Origin of the sequence: Amycolatopsis sp. NPDC051371, from assembly GCF_040682155.1 — a bacterium.
GTDB lineage: Bacteria > Actinomycetota > Actinomycetes > Mycobacteriales > Pseudonocardiaceae > Amycolatopsis.
In genome coordinates, this window is record NZ_JBFBAG010000046.1 from 54,978 (window position 1) to 72,997 (window position 18,020).

Genomic DNA, 18,020 nt, shown 5'->3' on the forward strand with positions numbered 1-18,020 from the left:
CCGGGCTGACCGACCTCGCCGTGCGCGGGGTCGCCGGGACGCCCGGCAAGACCGTGTTCGTGTTCCCCGGCCAGGGTTCGCAGTGGGTCGGCATGGCTCTCGAACTCGCCGAAGCCGCGCCGGTGTTCGCCGACCGGCTCGCCGAGTGCGCCACCGCGCTCGAACCGTTCGTGGACTGGCAGCTGACCGACGTCCTGAGTGACGCCGACCTGCTCCAGCGGGTCGACGTCGTGCAACCGGCCTGCTGGGCCGTCATGGTGTCGCTCGCCGCGCTGTGGGAGTCCTTCGGCGTCCGGCCGGACGCCGTGATCGGGCACTCCCAGGGTGAGATCGCTGCGGCATGTGTGTCCGGCGGACTGTCGCTTGAGGACGGTGCTCGTGTTGTCGCGCTGCGGAGCCAGGTGATCCGGACGTCGCTGGCGGGCCGGGGCGCGATGGCGTCGGTGACTCTGCCGGCCGAGGACGTCGAGCTGCTGCCCGGCCTGTCCATCGCCGCGCTGAACGGCACCACCGCGGTGACCGTCTCCGGCGACCCGGACCAGGTCGACGCGCTGGTGGCCCGTTGCGTCGCCGACGGTGTCCGGGCCCGCAAGGTCCAGGTCGATTACGCGTCGCACTCCGCGCACGTCGAGGCGATCGAGGCCGAGCTTCTGGACGTCCTCGCGCCGGTCACCCCGCGTGAAGCGCGGATCCCGTTCTACTCGACCGTCACCGGCGACTGGCTCGACACCACCGAGCTGACCGCCGCCTACTGGTACCGCAACCTGCGGCAGCGCGTGCTGTTCGCGCCCGCCACCGTGGCGCTCGGCGAGCAGGGCTTCGGCGTGTTCGTCGAGTCCAGCGCGCACCCCGTGCTGGGCACCGCGATCGCCGGGACCCTCGAAGACGTCGTCGTCACCGGATCGCTGCGCCGCCACGAAGGTGGGCTCGCCCGCTTCCTGACCTCGGCCGGTGAGCTGTGGGCGCGCGGCGCCGAGGTCGACTTCTCGTCCGTGCTCGACGGCGGAGTCGTGGACCTGCCGACGTACCCGTTCCAGCGGCAGCGCTACTGGCCGACGCTGCCCGGCCCGGGTGACATCGCCGCGGCTTCCGACGCCGCCGACGCCGGGTTCTGGTCGGCCGTCGAACGCGACGACGCCGGCGAGCTGGCGAAGACGCTCGGACTCGAATCGGGAGCCGTCGAAGGCCTGCTGCCCGCGCTGGCCGCCTACCGCAGGCAACGGCGCGAAGAATCCACAGTGGACAACTGGCGCTACCGCGTCGGCTGGCAGCCGGTCACCGTCGACGCCGCTCCGCGTCTCGAAGGCACCTGGCTCGTCGTGCGTCGCCCGGACGACGAGACCGCGCTGCCCCTGGACCGCTTCGGTGCCGAAACCGTCACCGTCGAAGCCGAAGTCGGGATCAGCCGGGACGCACTGGTCGAGCGGATCGGCGACGTCGAACCGGCGGGCGTCCTGTCCTTGCTCGGCACCGACGAGTCCTACCGCGGACTCGTCGACACGCTCACCCTGATCCAGGCCCTCGGTGAGCTTGACGCTCCCTTGTGGACGTTCACCCGTGGAGCCGTGTCGACCGGCAAAGCCGACGCGCTCCGCAACCCGGCACAGGCGCCGGTGTGGGGCCTCGGCCGCGTCGCCGCCCTCGAACACCCCGGACGCTGGGGCGGTCTGCTCGACCTGCCCGCCGACCTCGACGAGCGCGCGTTCGCCCGCGTGACCGCCGCGATCACCGGGGAGGAAGACCAAGTAGCCGTCCGCGCTTCCGGGGTCTTCGCCCGCCGGCTCCTGCGGTCTCCGCTCGGTTCGACGACCCCGGCACGCGAGTGGACGCCGGAAGGAACGGTCCTGATCACCGGTGGTACCGGTGGCCTGGGTGCGAAGGTCGCCCGCTGGCTGGCCGGCCGCGGTGCCGAGCGGCTGGTGCTCACCAGCCGTCGCGGCGCGGACGCCCCAGGCGCGGCGGAGCTGTGCGAGGAGCTGGCCGGGCTCGGCGCTGAGGCGACCGTCGTGGCCTGCGACGTCGCCGACCGTGACGCACTGGCCGCCGTGCTCGCCGAATATCCGCCGACCGCGGTCATCCACGCCGCCGGTGTCCTCGACGACGGCGTGCTGTCCTCGCTCACCCCGGATCGGCTCGCTGGCGTCCTCAAGCCCAAGGCCCTCGCCGCATTCCACCTGCACGAGCTGACCAAGGACCTGGACCTGTCGGCGTTCGTCTCCTTCGCGTCCACCGCCGGCGTCTGGGGCGGCCCCGGCCAGGGCAACTACGCCGCCGCCAACGCCTACCTCGACGCGCTCGCCGACCACCGGCGCTCGCTCGGGCTGGCCGCGACGTCGATCTCGTGGGGGCCGTGGGCCGACACCGGCATGGCCGACGCCACCGCCGTCGCCGAACGGCAGCGACTGGGCGGCATCCACGCGCTCGACCCGGAGCTGGCGATTTCGGCGCTGCAGCAGGCCCTCGACCACGGCGAGACCACCCTCACCGTCGCGGGCGTCGACTGGGCGCGGTACGTCCCGTCGTTCACCGCCGTCCGGCCGAGCCCGCTGCTGCTCGGCATCCCCGAGGCCCGCGCGGCGATCGAAGCCGCGGGGGAGAGCACCCAGGCCGTCGGGCTGAGCGAGCGGGACGTGCTTGAGTTCGTCCGCACCCAGGTCGCCGGGGTCCTCGGGTACGCCGGGCCGGGCGACGTCGAGCCGAACCGCGCGTTCACCGACCTCGGGTTCGACTCGCTGACCGCCGTCGACCTGCGCAACCGGCTGTCCGCGGCCACCGGGCTCAAGCTGCCCGCGACGCTGATCTTCGATTACCCGACCACGACCGCCCTGGTCACCCACCTCAAGGGCGAACTGGGCGAACCGGCCGAGACCGTGTCCATAGTGGACGTCACGCCGAAGTCCATCGAGGACGACCCGATCGTCATCGTCTCGATGGCGTGCCGGTTCCCCGGCGGCGTCCGTTCGCCGGAGGACCTGTGGGCGCTGCTTTCCGGTGGCGCGGACGCGATCACCGACTTCCCCGACGACCGCGGCTGGGACCTCGACGCGCTCTACGACCCGGACCCCGACCACCAGGGCACGTCCTACACCCGCCGCGGCGGGTTCCTCGACGGCGCGAGCCGGTTCGACGCCGCGTTCTTCGGCATCAACCCGCGCGAAGCGCTGGCCATGGACCCGCAGCAGCGCCTGCTGCTCGAGACCGCATGGGAGGCCATCGAACGCGCCGGAATCGACGCGGCGTCGCTGCGCGGCGGCCCGGTCGGCGTGTTCGCCGGCTCCAACGGCCAGGACTACACCCCGCTGCTCGCGCTCGGCGACGACGAGGGCGTCGAGGGTTACACGATGACCGGCAACGCGGGATCCGTGGTGTCCGGCCGGATCTCCTACGCGCTCGGCCTGGAAGGGCCGGCCGTCACGGTCGACACGGCGTGCTCGTCGTCGCTGGTCGCGGTGCACCTCGCCGCGCGGGCGCTTCGGTCGGGGGAGTGCTCCCTCGCGCTGGCGGGCGGCGTCACGATCATGTCGACGCCGTCCGGGTTCATCCAGTTCAGCCGCCAGCGCGGCCTCGCGCTCGACGGCCGCTGCAAGGCGTTCTCCGACGACGCCGACGGCACCGGCTGGGGCGAGGGCGCCGGCATGGTGCTCCTCGAACGGCTGTCCGACGCGCGCCGCAACGGGCACCCGGTGCTCGCGCTGGTGCGCGGCTCGGCGGTCAACCAGGACGGCGCGTCGAACGGCCTGACCGCCCCGAACGGACCCTCGCAGCAGCGGGTCATCCGCGCGGCGCTGGCCGACGCGCGGTTGAACCCGTACGAAGTGGACGCCGTCGAGGCGCACGGCACCGGTACGGTCCTCGGCGACCCGATCGAGGCACAGGCCGTGCTCGCCACCTACGGGCAGGACCGCGACCGGCCACTGTGGCTCGGCTCGGTCAAGTCCAACATCGGGCACACGCAGGCCGCCGCCGGCGCGGCCGGGATCATGAAGATGGTCCTGTCGCTGCGCCACGGCCTGCTGCCGAAGACGCTGCACGCGGACGTCCCGTCGTCCCATGTGGACTGGACGTCGGGAGACGTGGCGTTGCTGTCCGACGCCGTCGAGTGGTCGCCCAACGGGCACCCGCGCCGGGCCGGCATCTCGTCGTTCGGCGTGAGCGGCACCAATGCCCACGTGATCGTCGAGCAAGCTCCGGAAGAGTCGCCGGTGGCCGAACCGACGTGGTCCGGCCCGGTGCCATGGGTCCTTTCGGGACGGTCCGAAGCCGCGCTACGGTCCCAGGCCGCACAGCTGGCCGACCGCCTCGAAGGGGAGCGGCCGGCCGATGTCGGCTGGTCCCTCGCGACCGGCCGGTCGACTTTCGAGCACCGCGCGGTGGTGATCGGCACCGAAACCGAGGAACTGCTGCGAGGCCTGCGCGACCTCGTCGACGGCCCGCTCCCCGCCACGACGAGCGAAGGCCGGATCGGGTTCCTCTTCACCGGACAGGGCGCGCAGCGGCTCGGCATGGGCCGCGAGCTGTACGCCGAGTACCCGGTGTACGCCGAGGCGTTCGACGCGGTGTGCGCGCACTTCGACACCGAGCTGGACCGGCCGCTGGCCGACGTCGTCTTCGGCGACGAGGACCTGCTGAACGAGACCGGCTACACCCAGCCCGCGCTCTTCGCGGTCGAGGTGGCGCTGTTCCGTCTGCTGGAGTCGTGGGGCGTGCGTCCGGAGTACCTGGCCGGGCACTCGATCGGCGAGCTGGCTGCCGCGCACGTCGCCGGAGTGTTCTCCCTGGCGGACGCGTGCAGTCTGGTCGCCGCGCGCGGCCGGTTGATGCAGGCGCTGCCTCGCGGCGGCGGCATGCTGGCGGTGTCGGCCACCGAGGACGAGGTCACGCCGTTGCTCACGGACACGGTGAGCATCGCCGCGATCAATGGGCCGACGTCGATCGTGGTCTCCGGCGACGACCTCGACGGCATCGAGCAGCACTTCACCGCGCTGGGCCGCAAGACCAAGCGGCTCACGGTCTCCCACGCGTTCCACTCGCCGCTGATGGACCCGATGCTGGCCGAGTTCGCGAAGGTGGCCGAGCAGATCACGTACGCCGAACCGAAGCTGCCGATCGTGTCCACGGTGACCGGTGCGGTCGCGTCCGTGGTCGCGCCGGAGTACTGGGTCGGCCAGGTCCGCGCGGCCGTGCGGTTCGCCGACGCCGTCATGACCCTGCGCGGCCTGGGTGTCAACCGGTTCGTCGAGATCGGGCCGGACGCCGTCCTCGCGCCGATGGTCGACGCGGCCGTGGTGGTGCCCACCCTGCGCAAGGGCCGAGACGAACGCGTCAGCGTGCTGGCCGCCGTCGGCGAGCTGCACGTCCACGGACAGAGTCCTGATTGGACGGCCGTGTTCGCCGGAACCGGCGCGCGCAGGGTCGACTTGCCGACGTACGCGTTCCAGTACCAGCGCTTCTGGCCGCACCTGTCCGGCATGCCCCTCGGTGACGTCACCGCAGCCGGGCTCACCGCCGTGGACCACCCGCTGCTCGGTGCGGCGGTCTCCGTGGCCGGCTCCGACGAGCTGCTGTTCACCAGCCGGCTCGCGCTGTCCACGCACCCGTGGCTGGCCGGGCACGAGGTCATGGGCCAGGTCCTCCTGCCGGGCACGGCGTTCCTGGAGCTGGCCGTCCGCGCCGCGGACCAGGCCGGTTGCGCCCGGGTGGAGGAGCTGACGCTGGCCGCGCCGCTGGTGCTGCCCCAGCGTGGCGGCGTCCAGCTGCAGTGCTCGGTCGGGACGCCCGCGGAAGACGGCACGCGCACCTTCACCGCGCACTCGCGAGTCGAGGGCACCGACGACTGGACCCTGCACGCTACCGGCTTGCTCGCCGTCGACGCCGGTGAACCCGGCGAACCGCTGACCGAGTGGCCGCCCGCGAAGGCGGAACCCATTGCCGTGGAGGATTTCTACGACACGTACGCGGCGGGCGGGTTCGCCTACGGGGACGCCTTCCGTGGCCTCACCGCCGCGTGGCGACAAGGCGACGACGTGTTCGCCGAGATCGCCTTGCCCGAGTCGGCTCGCGCCGACGCGCGCCGCTTCGGCCTGCACCCGGCCCTGCTCGACGCGGCCCTGCAGGCGCTGCTGTACCTGCCTCTGGAAGGGGCCGGGCAGAGCCGGCTCCCGTTCTCCTGGTCGGACGTCACCCTGCACGCGTCCGGCGCCGACGCCCTGCGCGTCAAGCTGAGTCTCGCCGGTGCGGACGCCCTGGCGCTGACCATCGCCGATCCGTCGGGCAACCCCGTCGCGACCGTGGGCTCCCTGGCGATGCGCCAGGTGTTGGCGGAAATGCTGACCGAGCCCAGCCGGCTGCGCGACTCGCTGTTCCAAGTGGACTGGGTCCCACTGACCACCGGGTCCGAACCGGACACCGGAACCTGGGCCGTCCTCGGCCCGGATCCGCACAAGCTCGGCGTCCAGCTCGGCACGTCCGGTCCGCTGAAGTCCTACGTGGACATAGATGCGCTGGTCGCCGAGGGCGGCACGCCTCCGGAGGTGGTCTTCGCTCCGCTGGTGCCGGACCGTGCGGCCGACCTGCCCGGGGCGGTCCGCGCCGCGACCGGCCTGGCCCTGGCCACCGTGCAGCGATGGCTCGCCGAAGACGCCCTGGAAGGCGCGAAACTCGTGTTCGTCACCTCCGGCGCGGTGGCCCACCGCGGCGAGGTGACCGACCTGGCCAACGCCGCCGTCTGGGGCTTGGTCCGCTCGGCCCAGGCCGAAAACCCGGACCGGTTCCTGCTGGTGGACGTCGACGGCAAGGAAGCGTCCTACGGCGCGATCCCGGCCGCGCTGGCCGCCGGTGAGCCGCAGGTGTCCGTGCGCGACGGTGAGCCGCACGCGGCCCGGCTGGTCCGCGCCGAAGCGGCCGGCGGGGTGCTCCGCGCTCCGAAGGACGGGCACTGGCGGCTCGACATCATCGACAAGGGCACCCTGGAGAACCTCACCCTGCTGCCGTGCCCCGAGGTCGCCGGACCGCTGCCGGACGGGCACGTGCGGATCGCCGTCCGCGCGGCGGGCGTGAACTTCCGCGACGTCCTCAACGCGCTCGGCATGTACCCCGGCGAGGCCGGGGCGATGGGCCTGGAAGGCGCGGGCGTGGTCACCGAGGTCGGGCCCGGCGTCACCGGGCTCGCCGCGGGCGACCGGGTGCTCGGCATGTTCCCCGGCGCGTTCGGGCCGGTCGCGGTGGCCGACCAGCGGCTGGTCGCCCGCGTCCCGGAGGGCTGGTCGTTCGCCGAGGCGGCGTCCGTGCCGATCGTGTTCCTCACCGCCTACTACGCGCTGGTCGACCTCGGCCGCGTTCAGCCGGGGGAGACCGTGCTGGTCCACGCGGCCGCCGGCGGCGTCGGCATGGCCGCCGTCCAGCTCGCGAAGCACCTCGGCGCCGACGTGTTCGGCACCGCGGGCGCCGGCAAGTGGGGCGCGCTGCGCGAGCACGGCCTCGCCGACGACCGGATCGCCTCCTCGCGGACACTCGACTTCGAGGAGCGGTTCCTCGCGGCCACTGAGGGCCGTGGTGTCGACGTCGTGCTCGACTCCCTGGCCGGGGACTTCGTCGACGCGTCGCTGCGGCTGCTGCCACGCGGCGGCCGGTTCCTCGAGATGGGCAAGACCGACGTCCGGGTCCCCGCCGACGTCGCAGCCGCCCACCCGGGCGTCGCGTACCAGGCGTTCGACCTCATCGAGGCCGGGCCCGACCGCATCGCCGAGATGCTGCGGGAGATCCTCGACCTGCTCGGCCGCGGGGTGCTGCGGCCGACCCCGGTCACCGCCTGGGACGTCCACCGCGCGCCGGCGGCGTTCAAGCACCTCCAGCAGGCCAAGCACGTCGGCAAGGTCGTGCTGACCGTGCCGGCGCCGCTCGACCCCGAGGGCACAGTCCTGATCACCGGCGGCACCGGCGGCCTCGGCGGGCTGCTGGCCCGGCACCTGGTCACCGAGCACGGCGCGCGGCACCTGCTGCTCACCAGCCGTCGCGGTCTCGCGGCCGACGGGGCGGCGGAGCTGCGGGACGAGCTGACCGGGCTGGGCGCGACCGTCACCGTGGCGGCGTGCGACGCGGCCGACCGCGACGCCTTGGCCGAGCTGCTCGCCGGGATCCCCGCGGAACACCCGCTGCGGGCGGTCATGCACACCGCCGGGGTACTCGATGACGGCGTCGTCGGCTCGCTGGACGCGGCCCGCCTCAACAAGGTGCTGCGGCCCAAGGTCGACGCCGCCGTGCACCTCGACGAGCTGACGCGCCACGCCGACCTCACCGCGTTCGTGCTGTTCTCCGGCGCCGCCGGGCTCTTCGGCGGCGCGGGACAGGCGAACTACGCGGCCGCGAACGCCTTCGTCGACGCCTTCGCCACCCACCGGCACGCCCTCGGGCTGCCCGCGGTGGCCCTGGCGTGGGGCCCGTGGTCGGCCGCCGTCGGGATGACCAGCGGCCTGACCGAGGCGGACCTCGGCCGGATGGCTCGTGCGGGTCTGCTGCCGCTGTCCGCCGAACTCGGCCTCGCCCTGCTCGACGCGGGCGTGGCCTCCGGCGAGGCGGCCGTGGTGCCGATGCGCGTCGACACGGCCGCGCTGGCGTCCTCGGGCGCGGTGGCCCCGCTGTTCCGGGGGCTCGTCACCGCCCCGGCGCGGCGCGCGGCGGCGTCCGTGGCGAAGGCCGAGCCCGTGGGCCTGGCCGAACGGCTGGCCGCGACGCCGGTCGCCGACCGCGAGGACTTGGTGGTGGACCTGGTGACCGGTCAAGTCGCCGCGGTGCTGGGTCATGCGTCCACAGTGGACATCGACCCCGGCAAGGCGTTCAGCGAACTGGGCTTCGACTCGCTCACCGCCGTCGAGCTGCGCAACCGGCTCGGCGCGGTCGCCGGGAAGCGGCTGCCCGCGACGCTGGTGTTCGACTACCCGACGGTCGCCGAGCTGGCGGGCTACCTGCTCGAAGACATCGCGCCGCCCGCACCTTCGGCGAACGGCCTGGTCGACGGCCTGCGTGGTTTGCTCGAAGCTCTGCCCGAGGGCTACGAAGGCCGCGACGAGATCACCGAGCGGCTCCAGAGCCTCCTCGCGTGGTGGACCGGCACCACCCCCGAAGAACCGCAATCGGACGACGTCGCGGCCGCGTCCGCCGACGAGCTGTTCGACCTGATCGACAAGGAGTTCGGGGCGTGACCTCCGACAACGAGAAGAAGCTGCTCGACTACCTCAAGAAGGTCACCACCGACCTGAGGACGGCGAACCAGCGGTTGCGCGAGGTCGAGGACCGGGACGCCGAACCGGTCGCGGTGATCGGCATGGGCTGCCGCTTCCCCGGCGGCGTGCGCACCCCCGAGCAGCTGTGGCAGCTGCTGGCCGCCGGCGGCGACGGCATGGCGGGCTTCCCCACCGACCGCGGCTGGCCGGCGGCGCTGTACTCCGGCGACGCCGACCAGGCGGGCAGCAGCTACGTCCGCGAGGGCGGGTTCGTCTACGACGCGGCGGAGTTCGACCCCGGCTTCTTCGGGATGAGCCCCCGCGAGGCGCTGGCCACCGACCCGCAGCAGCGGCTGCTGCTCGAAACGGCGTGGGAGACCATCGAACGCGCCGGGATCGACCCGCTTTCGCTGCGCGGCACGAAGGCGGGAGTCTTCGTCGGCGGCACGTCCACCGGCTACGGCTCCGGACTGACCGCGCTGCCGGACGGCGTAGAAGGGTACCTGCTCACCGGCAACTCGACCGCGGTGATCTCCGGCCGGGTCGCCTACCAGCTCGGGCTCAAGGGCCCGGCAGTCACCGTGGACACCGCGTGCTCGTCTTCGCTGGTCGCGCTGCACTGGGCCGCCCAGGCGCTGCGGCGCGGCGAGTGCTCGCTGGCGCTCGTCGGCGGCGTGACGGTGATGTCGACGCCCGGCATGTTCCTGGAGTTCAGCCGTCAGCGCGGGCTCGCGCCCGACGGCCGCTGCAAGCCGTTCGCGGCCGCGGCCGACGGCACCGGCTGGTCCGAGGGCGTCGGTCTTGTCCTGGTCGAGAAGCTGTCGGACGCCCTGGCGAACGGGCACCCGGTGCTGGCCGTGGTCCGCGGGTCCGCGGTCAACTCCGACGGCGCGTCCAACGGCCTCACCGCCCCCAACGGCCCGGCGCAGCAGCAGGCCATCCAGGCCGCACTGGCGAGCGGCGGGCTCACACCGTCCGATGTGGACGCCGTGGAGGCGCACGGCACCGGCACCACGCTGGGCGATCCGATCGAGGCGCACGCGCTGCTGGCGACCTACGGCCAGGACCGCGACCGGCCGCTGTGGCTCGGCTCGGTGAAGTCCAACATCGGTCACACCCAGGCCGCCGCGGGCGTGGCCGGCGTGATCAAGATGGTGCTGGCCATGCAGCACGGGCTGCTGCCGCGCACGGTGCACGTCGACTCGCCGTCCCCGCACATCGACTGGACGGCCGGAGCCGTCGAACTGCTCACCGACAACGTCGAGTGGCCGGCGGGGGAGACCCCGCGCCGCGCCGGCGTGTCGTCGTTCGGCATCAGCGGGACCAACGCGCACGTGGTCCTGGAGAGTTACGACGCCGCGCCGGCCGCGGCGACCACGGTCGGCGGGCTGGTTCCGCTCGCGCTCTCGGCGCGCTCCCGCGAAGCTCTGCGCGAACAGGCCGCCCGGCTGCGGGAACACCTGGCGGCGGGCCAGCCGCTCGCGGACACCGCGTTGTCGCTGGTCACGGGACGGTCGGCGTTCGAGCACCGGGCGGTCGTGCTGGCCGCCGACGCTGCCGGGGCGGCGACGGCCCTGGACGCTCTCACTGCCGGCGAGCCTTCCCCGTCCCTTGTGGACGGTGTGGCGGGGAAGGCCGGCAAGATCGCGTTCCTGTTCTCCGGCCAGGGTTCTCAGCGGATCGGCATGGGTGCCGGACTGCGTCGTGAGTTCCCGGTGTTCGCCGAAGCGTTCGACGCGGTGTGCGCAGGCTTCGACTTTCCTCTGGCCGAAGCGATCTCAGGCGAGTCCCTGAACGACACGGGCTACACGCAGCCCGCGCTGTTCGCCGTCGAAGTCGCGTTGTTCCGGCTCCTCGAGTCCTGGGGCGTGAAGCCGGACTTCCTGGCCGGGCACTCCATCGGCGAGCTGGCCGCGGCGCACGTTGCCGGAATCCTCTCGCTGGCCGACGCGTGCAAGCTGGTCGCGGCGCGCGCCCGGCTGATGCAGTCTCTCCCCGCCGGCGGGGCGATGGTCGCCGTGCAAGCGACCGAAGGCGAGGTCACCCCGCTGCTGGGCGAGCGAGTGAACTTGGCCGCCGTCAACGCGCCCGACTCCGTCGTGTTGTCCGGCGACGAGGACGCCGTCCTCGCGGCGGCGGCCGAACTGGCTTCCCGTGGGCGCAAGACCAAGCGGCTCTCCGTGTCGCACGCCTTCCACTCGGTGCTGATGGACCCGATGCTGGACGAGTTCCGCCAGGTGGTGTCCGGGTTGACGTTCTCGGCGCCGAAGATCCCGATCGTCACCGGCGAAGCCGCCGACCTGACCGACCCGGAGTACTGGGTGCGGCACGTGCGCGAGCCGGTCCGGTTCGCCGACCGCGTGGCGGCCCTGGAAGCCCGGGGCGCCGCGCGGTTCGTCGAGGTCGGCCCGGACGGGACCCTCGCCGGGATGGCGGGTGTGCCGGTCGTGGCGATGCTGCGTGCCGGGCGCGACGAGCGGGAGTCGGTCTTGGCCGCGTTGGCCGAGCTGTACGTGCGGGGCGGAGCGCCCGCCTGGACGCCCTTGCTCGGCGGCGCCCGACGGGTCGAGTTGCCGACTTATGCCTTCCAGCGCGAGCGCTTCTGGCTCACCTCGCCGGAGTCTTCCGAGGTCGTGGACACCGGCGCCGAGCAGTTCTGGTCGGCGGTCGAGCGCGAGGACCTCGTCGCCGTGACGAGCGCTCTCGAGGTGCCGTCGGAGACGCCGTTGAGCGATGTCCTCCCGGCGCTGGCCGCGTGGCGCCGTCGTGCGCACGATCAGTCTACAGCGGACAATTGGCGGTACCGGATCGGCTGGCGGCCGGTCACCGGGACCACCGCGACCCGGCTGTCCGGGCGCTGGCTCGTGGTGGGCGAAGGTGCCGACGACGTGGTCGAGGGCCTGCGCGACCGGGGCGCGGACGTGCTGCACGTCCCGGCCGGCGCCGCCCTGCCGGGAGACGAACCCGCCGGGATCCTTTCGCTGCTGGCCGTGGCGGACACGCTCACGCTGGTGCAGATCCTCGGCGCGCTGGGCTGGTCCGCGCCGCTGTGGTGCGCGACCCGGGGCGCGGTCTCCACCGGTCGATCCGATCCGCTCACGCACCCGGAGCAGGCTCAGGTGTGGGGCCTCGGCCGGTCGGCCGCGGTGGAACACCCGCGCCGGTGGGGCGGTTTGGCCGACCTGCCCGCACAGCTCGACGAACGCGGCCTCGACCGGCTGTGCGGCGTGCTCGCCGACGGCGCCGAGGACGAGGTCGCCATCCGGCCCTCCGGCGTCTTCGCCCGGCGGTTCGTGCGAGCGCCGCTTATCGGCGACTGTCCCCCGTGGACGGTCACGGGGACGGTACTGATCACCGGCGGCACCGGTGCGCTCGGCGGCCACCTGGCGCGCTGGGCGGTCGAGCGCGGCGCGTCGCGCGTCGTGCTGGCCAGCCGTCGCGGACCGGCGGCGACCGAACCGGCCAGGCCCGAGATCACGGTCGTGGCCTGCGATTTCACCGACCCGGCCGCCGTCGCCGCGCTGGTGGACTCCCTGCCGGACCTGAGCGTCGTCGTGCACGCGGCCGGGGTCCTCGACGACGGCGTCCTCGACGGGCTCACCCCCGAAAAGCTCGACCGGGTGCTGCGCGCCAAGGCGACCTCCGCCCGGGTCCTCCACGAGGCCACCGCGGACCGCGACCTGTCGGCGTTCGTGCTGTTCTCCTCGCTCGCCGGCACGGTCGGTTCGGCCGGACAGGGCAACTATGCGGCGGCGAACGCCTACCTCGACGCGCTGGCCGCGTATCGGCGATCGCGCGGGCTTCCGGCGACCTCGCTGGCCTGGGGACCGTGGGCCGACGCCGGAATGGCCGCGGACGAGGCGGTCCGCGACCGGCTGCGCCGCGGCGGCCTCACGCCCCTCGGCCCGGAACTCGCCCTGTCCGCGCTCGACCGGGCACTGGGCGCCGGCGACGTCGCGGTCGCGCTCGCCGACGTCGACTGGGCGGTCTACGGTCCCGCGCTCACCGCCGTGCGACCGAGCCGCCTGCTGAGCGAGCTTCCCGAGGCGGCCGGTGCTCCGGTGGTGGAGCTGTCCGATATGGACACGGTGGACATGTTGACCGTGGTGCGGCGCCAGGTCGCCGCGGTGCTCGGCTACACCGAAGAGGTCGCCGCGGACAAGTCGTTCAAGGATCTCGGGTTCGACTCGCTGACCGCCGTCGAACTGCGCAACCGGCTCGGCGCGGCCACCGGGACCGAGCTGCCCGCGACGCTGATCTACGACTACCCGACGGCCGCCGACCTGGCCGCGCACCTCGCGGGCACGACGGACGAAGCACCGGCCGTCGAGCGGGCGGTGGCGTCAACAGAGGACCCGATCGTCGTCGTGGCCATGGGCTGCCGCTTCCCCGGCGGAGTGCGCACCCCGGAAGACCTGTGGGAACTGCTGCTGTCCGGCGGCGACGCGGTTTCGGGCTTCCCCGTCGACCGGCACTGGGACCTCGCGGGCCTCGCGGCGGCCGGGGTCGTCACGGGTGGTGGCGCGTTCGTCGATGGTGTCACGGAGTTCGACCCGGCCTTCTTCGGCATCTCGCCGCGCGAGGCGCTGGCGATGGACCCGCAGCAGCGGCTCGTCCTGGAAACCGCTTGGGAGACCCTCGAACGCGCCGGGGTCGACCCGGCCGGCGGCCCGGACGTCGGGGTGTTCCTCGGCACCAACGGGCAGGACTACCCGGCGGTGCTCGCGGGCTCGGGCGAGGACTTCGGCGGGTTCGTCGGCACCGGCAACGCTGCTTCGGTCGTCTCGGGCCGGGTGTCGTACGTGCTGGGCCTCGGCGGCCCGGCGGTGACCGTGGACACGGCGTGCTCGGCGTCGCTGGTGGCACTGCACCTGGCCGCGCAGTCGGTGCGCTCGGGCGAGTGCGCGATGGCGCTGGCCGGCGGCGTGACGGTGATGGCGACGCCCGGCGCGTTCGTCGAGTTCTCCCGCCAGGGCGGCCTCGCGGCGGACGGCCGGTGCAAGGCCTTCGCCGAGGAGGCGGACGGCACGGGCTGGGGCGAGGGCGCCGGCGTCGTGCTGGTCGAACGGCTCTCGGACGCGCGGCGGCTCGGGCACCCGGTGCTCGCGGTGCTGCGCGGCTCGGCAATGAACCAAGACGGCGCGTCGAATGGCCTCACCGCGCCGAACGGTCCCTCACAGCAGCGGGTGATCCGGGCGGCACTGGTGAACGCGGGCCTGACACCGTCCGATGTGGACGTCGTGGAAGCGCACGGGACCGGCACCGCCCTGGGCGACCCCATCGAGGCGCAGGCGTTGCTGGCGACCTACGGCCGGGACCGCGAGCAGCCGTTGTGGCTGGGGTCGCTGAAGTCCAACATCGGGCACACGCAGGCGGCGGCCGGGATCGCCGGCGTCATCAAGATGATCCTCGCGCTCGAGCACGGCGTGCTGCCGAAGACGCTGCACGCGGACCGGCCGTCGCGGCACGTCGACTGGGACAGCGGCGCGGTGGCACTGCTGACTTCGACCACCCCGTGGCCGCTTTCGGAGCGGCCGCGGCGGGCGGGCGTGTCGTCCTTCGGCTTCAGCGGCACCAACGCGCACGTCATCCTCGAACAGCCGCCTGCCTCCGAAGTGGTGGACGCGCCCGCCGCGGACGTCGTCTGGACGCTGTCGGGCCGGTCGGAGGCGGTACTGCGCGAGCAGGCCCGGCGGCTGGCGGAGTTCGTCTCAGCCTCGGACGTCGCCCCGGCGGATGTCGCCCGTTCGCTGGCCGCCCGGGCGGTGTTCGACCACCGGGCGGTCGTGACGGGCGCCGACCTGCTCGCCGGGCTGGCCGCCGTCGCCTCGGGCGCGAAGCACCCCGGCGTGGTCGCCGGACACGTCGCCGACGGGGCGACGGCACTGCTGTTCGCCGGACAGGGGTCGCAGCGTGTCGGGATGGGGGCCGAGCTGTACGCGCGGTTCCCGGTGTTCGCGGACGCGTTCGACGCGGTGTGCGCGGTCCTCGACCCTTCGCTGGATCGGCCGTTGCGTGAGGTCGTGTTCGGTGACGCGGTGGCGCTCGACCAGACCGGCTACACGCAGCCCGCGTTGTTCGCGATCGAGGTCGCGCTGTTCCGGCTGCTGGAGTCGTGGGGCGTCAAGCCGGACTACCTGGCCGGCCATTCGATCGGCGAGCTGGCGGCGGCGCACGTCGCCGGGGTGTTCTCGCTGGCGGACGCCGGCAAGCTGGTCGCCGCGCGGGCGAGCCTCATGCAGGCGCTGCCCGGCGGGGGCGCGATGCTCGCCGTGCAGGCCGCCGAGCAGGACGTCCTCGAGGTCGCCGCGGGCCGCGCGGACCTGGCCGCGGTGAACGGGCCCCTGGCCACGGTGCTCTCCGGCGACGCCGAGGTGTTGGCCGAGATCGCCGCCGAGCTGACCGCGCGCGGCGTGAAGTCTAGGGATTTGCGGGTCTCGCATGCGTTTCACTCGGCACATATGGACGCGATGCTCGAGGAGTTCGCCGAGGTGGCGCGCGGGATCGGCTATGCCGGGCCGCGCATCCCCGTCGTGTCCACGGTGACCGGGACCGCCGACTTGACGGATCCGGAGTACTGGGTGCGGCAGGTGCGCGAGCCGGTGCGGTTCGCTCTGGCTGTCGAGACGCTGCGCGAGGCCGGGGTGACGCGGCTGGTCGAGCTGGGCCCGGACGGGACGCTGAGCGCGCTGACGGGGGCCACCCCGATGCTGCGCAAGGACCGCCCGGAGGTCTCGACGGCGCTGCTGGCGCTGGCTTCGCTACACGTCAGCGGGGCCGCCGTGGACTGGGCGCCGTTGGTCTCCGGCAACCGGAACATCGCGCTGCCGACCTACCCGTTCGAGCGTCAGGTGTTCTGGCCGGAGCCGCTGGTTCCGGTCGCGGCGCCGGCGGACAACAAGCAGTACCGAGTGTCGTGGCGCCCGATCCCGGACCAGCCCCGGGTGCGGCTGCCGGGTCGCCGGCTCGTGGTGGTTCCGGCAGGGTATGAGAAGGAGCCGCTGGTCAAAGTGGTATTCCCGGCGCTGGCTGAGGCGGGTGCCGAAGTGGTCCGGGTGACGCTGAGCGAGCCCGATCGCGAGGCTGTCGCCGCCGAGCTGCTCGGCGTCGGACAGGTCGTCGGCGTTCTCTCGTTGCTCGGCCTCGCTGTCCACGCAACGCCGGGCCAGCCGTCTGTGCCGCTCGGCCTCGCGCTGAGCACCACCCTCCTCCAAGCCCTCGGCGACGCGGGCCTCGACGCGCCGCTGTGGTCGGTCACCACCGGCGCCGTCGCCGTCGAGTCCGAGACTCCCGCTCAGCCGCTGTCCGCCGGGATCTGGGGCCTCGGGCGGACCGCCGCACTGGAGCACCCCGACCGCTGGGGCGGCCTCGCGGACCTGCCCGCCGAGCCCGGTGAACCCGAGCTGACCCGGCTGATCGCCGCCCTCTCCGGCACCTCCGGTGAGAACCAGCTCGCGATCCGCCCGGGCGGAACCTTCGCACGGCGGCTCGTGCGCGCCCCCGTCGAGGAGCACGCCGAGCCCTGGACCCCGACTGGGCCGGTGCTGGTCACCGGCGGCACCGGTGCGCTGGGCGCCGAGGTCGCCCGGTGGCTGGCGCGCACCGGTGCGCCGCACGTCGTGCTCGCCGGCCGGCGCGGACCCGCCGCGCCCGGGGCCGCCGAGCTGGAAGCCGAGCTCAGCGCGCTGGGTGCCAAGGTGACGATCGCCGCCTGCGACTTCGCCGACCGGGACGCCGCCGCCGAACTCCTCGACTCGCAGCCCGACCTCGACGCCGTCGTGCACGCCGCCGGTGTCCTCGACGACGGCGTCCTGGACTCCTTGACGCCGCAGCGGCTCGCGACCGTCCTGAGGTCCAAAGTGGACTCCGCGGTCAACCTGGACGAGCTGACGCGCGATCGCGACCTGTCGGCGTTCGTGCTGTTCTCCTCCCTGGCCGCCACCCTCGGCGCCGCCGGGCAGGGCAACTACGTCGCGGCCAACGCCGTGCTGGACGCGCTCGCCGAGCACCGGGCCGGCCTCGGCCTGCCCGCCACCTCGATCGCCTGGGGCCCGTGGGCGGGCGCGGGCATGGCGGCCGGAAACAGCGCCCGCTCCGAACGCGGCGGGATCCGCCCACTGGCTCCGGACCTGGCCACCGCGGCCCTGCGCAAAGCCATGAGCGGAAATGAGCCCGTCGTCGCCGTGGCCGACGTCGACTGGGCCGTGTTCGCCACCACCGTCCCCACCGCGCGGCTGCTCGACGACCTCCCCGAGGCGCGGCGCGCGCTCACCACGGTGGAGAAGCCGGACCTCCGGGCGAAACTCGACACGCTGACCGGGCCCGAACGAGAGCGCGCGCTGCTCGACCTGGTGCGCGCCGAGGTCGCTGCTGTGCTCGGGTACGCGAGCCCGTCCACAGTGGACCCCGGACTCGCGTTCAAGGAGCTGGGCCTCGACTCGCTCACCGCGGTCGAGCTGCGCAACGGGCTCGCCGCCGTCACCGGTCTGTCGCTGCCCGCGACGCTCGGGTTCGACTACGCCACCCCGGCGGCGCTGGCCCGGCACCTCGGCCGCGAGCTGGGTCCGGCCGACCCGGCCGCGGCGGCCGAAGCCGAGCTGGACCGGATCGAGGCGGCCTTCGCCGCACTGACCGCCGAGCAGCTCGCCGGCACCCGGGTCACCGCCCGGCTGCAGGCACTGCTGGGCCGGCTGGGCACCGGCCCGGCGGAAGACACGCGGCAGAAGCTCGAGACGGCCAGCGAAACCGAGATCTTCGACTTCATCGACAACGAGCTGGGACTCGCGTGACGCGCGGGTTCGC

General features: G+C 73.7%; 2 protein-coding genes (1 of these 2 only partly in view). Both read left to right on the forward strand.

The window, feature by feature from the left end; translation table 11 throughout:
* On the forward strand, nucleotides 1–9,197 hold the end of the coding sequence (locus AB0M59_RS41100; protein WP_364626720.1) for a type I polyketide synthase. It extends 15,136 nt beyond the left edge of the window; only the last 9,197 of its 24,333 coding nucleotides appear in the window; its start codon lies off the left edge, out of view; the stop codon is at nucleotides 9,195–9,197.
* Entirely contained in the window at nucleotides 9,194–18,007 is an 8,814-nt protein-coding gene (locus AB0M59_RS41105) for a type I polyketide synthase (RefSeq protein ID WP_364626722.1), read from the forward strand. Before AB0M59_RS41100 ends, AB0M59_RS41105 begins: the two co-directional genes overlap by 4 nt.
* The last annotated feature ends 13 nt before the right edge of the window (nucleotides 18,008–18,020 follow it).